Annotated in this window: 2 protein-coding genes; both read right to left on the minus strand. The window is 56.8% G+C overall.

The window, feature by feature from the left end:
- On the minus strand, positions 1–2,228 hold a 2,228-nt coding region (gene mrcB / locus BG74_RS04925), incomplete at its 3' end, for a bifunctional glycosyl transferase/transpeptidase (RefSeq protein WP_073961088.1).
- Between the two features lie 138 nt (positions 2,229–2,366).
- The coding region (locus BG74_RS13165; protein ID WP_187202649.1) for an ATP-dependent helicase C-terminal domain-containing protein at positions 2,367–2,661 on the minus strand (295 nt) is incomplete at its 5' end.

Raw genomic sequence — 2,661 nt, forward strand, 5'->3', positions numbered from 1 at the left:
GGCGGCGTCAAGTTCAGCGTTAACGGCGCCTGATTCTCCAGATAACGACGATACAGCGTCAGCGCGCCGTTGGCTCCGGTCAACTTGGCGGGACCATTGTTATCGCGGCCGACCCAAGCAATGAACACCTCTTTGCCGTCGATACCAGCGAACCAGCTATCTCGCAGATCGTTAGTGGTCCCGGTCTTTGCTGCCAGATGCGAAGACGGGAATTTCACCGACAGCGAACGCGATGTCCCGCGCGCCACCACCTGTTGCATCGCATACAACGTCAAGTAAGCGGCCTGGGCGGGCACCACTCTCTCCGCCTGTGGGAAGCTTTGATACAGCACGGTGCCATCCTCCCCTATCACCGATCGCACCGCCGACAGCGTAGCATGGTTACCGCCGCTGGCGATGGTCTGGAACTCCTGCGCCACTTCCATCGGCGTGAGGCTGATGGCGCCAAGCAGCATGGAAGGAACTGGGTTCAGCACCGAAGACGGTATGCCAAGTTTCACCAAGGTAGTGGTAATACGATCAAGCCCTACCGACAGGCCGAGATTGACCGTCGGCACGTTGAGCGAATTGGTCAACGCATCCACCAGCATCACTTTACTGCGGAACTGCCGATCATAGTTTTTAGGCACCCACAGGCTGCCGTTCGGCTGATGAAAAGTGATCGGCTCATCGGCAATCCAGGTATTGAGCCGATATTTATTCGGCTCGCTCAGAGCGGTCAGATAGGTAGCCGGTTTTGCCAGCGATCCTACTGAGCGCCGCGCTTGCATTGCGCGGTTAAAGCCGGCGAATTGCGGCTCCGCTCCGCCGACCATGGCGCGTACTTCACCACTGAAGCGATCGACTACGACCATCGCGGCCTCTAGATCCTTAACGCCGCGCCCGGCGCACAACGCTGGCACACCTATCTCTACCGCTTTTTCCGCCGCATCCTGCGACAGGGGATCCAAGGTAGTGAATATCTTGATGCCAGATAGGTCGTTGATTTTATCGCCCAGCTTGCTTTGCAGCTCTTCACGCACCATCTGCATAAAGGCCGGCTGCGGCGTCAATACCCCCCCACGCGGCTGTACCCCCAACGGGCGAGCACTGAGCATGTTATACAGCTCGACGTCGATAATTTTCTGATTCTCCAGCAATTTCAGAACCAGATTACGGCGCTCCAGCGCCAGCTTGGGGTTGCGCCAAGGATTATACAGTGACGCCCCTTTCACCATCCCTACCAGCATCGCCTGCTGATCGAGACTGAGTTCATCCACTGGACGGCTGAAGTAGTACAGGCTGGCCAGTGGGAAACCGCGAATCTGATCGTCGCCGCTCTGGCCGAGATATACCTCGTTCAGATACAGCTCTAGGATGCGATCCTTGCTGTAATGGTAATCGGCGATCAATGCCATATAGGCTTCATTCGCCTTGCGCCACAGCGAGCGTTCGTTAGTCAAAAACAGGTTTTTTACCAGCTGTTGCGTTAGCGTACTCCCCCCCTGCACCGCGCGACCGGCGGTAATATTAGCTAAAAAGGCGCGGCCGATAGAGGAAAAACTGATACCGTCATGCTCGTAGAAATGCCGGTCTTCAGTGGCTATCAGGGTATCCACCAGCAGGTCCGGGAAACCGGCGCGTGGCATGAACAGCCGCTGTTCACCCTTGGGCGATTGCAACATGGTTATCAGACGCGGATCGAGGCGGAAAAAACCGAAATTGCGCTCGGTGTCCTGGTTTTTAATCTCCAGGAGCTGATTTTTGGCGAAGGCCATACGAACATGGATTTGCCCCTCTTTACCGTCCGGGAAATCGAAAGGTCGGCGCAGCAGCTCAATGCTGTTGCCGCGCACGGTGAATTCCCCCGGCCGGGTAATGCGAGACACCTCGCGGTATTGTATACTTTCAAGCAGCGTCGCCATATCGCTGCGGCTGTAGGACATCCCCGGCTCCAGACTCACCATACGACCATAAACCGCCGCTGGCAGTTTCCAGACTTTGCCATCGATGCGGTGACGGACCTTCGCATCCAAATACACACCATAGACAGCGATAACGATGACGAACAGCAGCACGAGGTGGACAAGCCAGCCCAGCAGCAGATATTTCTTGCGCGGCGCTACTCCCCTTCCCTTTCGCGGTGGCATCACGTACTCCTTATCATCATCCCGCCGGCGGCGCGGTGTAGCCTTGCGTCCTGACGGTCGTCCATGACGTCCAATAGGTTCACGGTCATCCCCAGACATCGTTAATTACTCTCCCTAACTGCCGACAACTAAACCATCTACTCTGTTTCCACCTCGGCCTGGCCGAAAGCGGAAACCTCTGAATTCCCGTTATGATGTTTTACGGGTACGCGGGGTGGGCAGCGCGCCCTCGCCGGATCATCCAGCCAGGGGTGTTTCGAATAACACCCTTTCATATCTTTTTACACCTTGCGATAGGCACCCTCGCCAAAAAGCCGCCAAGTCACGGGTGATCTGCAGCGACTGATGGGCAGGCGACAAGCAGCTCCAGCACCAACTGCCACGCGTCCTTCCTTCCGCTATCAGCGGCGTCTTGTTGTTCGCCAAACCTCTCTGCCATGTGTGGACCGCCAATTCCGTTGGCCCTCCCTGCTGATAACGTGGAGGCAGGTAGGCCGCCGGTGGACACGCCGCACAGTGTAGTATCTTGGCA

The organism is Sodalis-like endosymbiont of Proechinophthirus fluctus, assembly GCF_001602625.1.
In the GTDB taxonomy this organism is placed as follows: domain Bacteria; phylum Pseudomonadota; class Gammaproteobacteria; order Enterobacterales; family Enterobacteriaceae.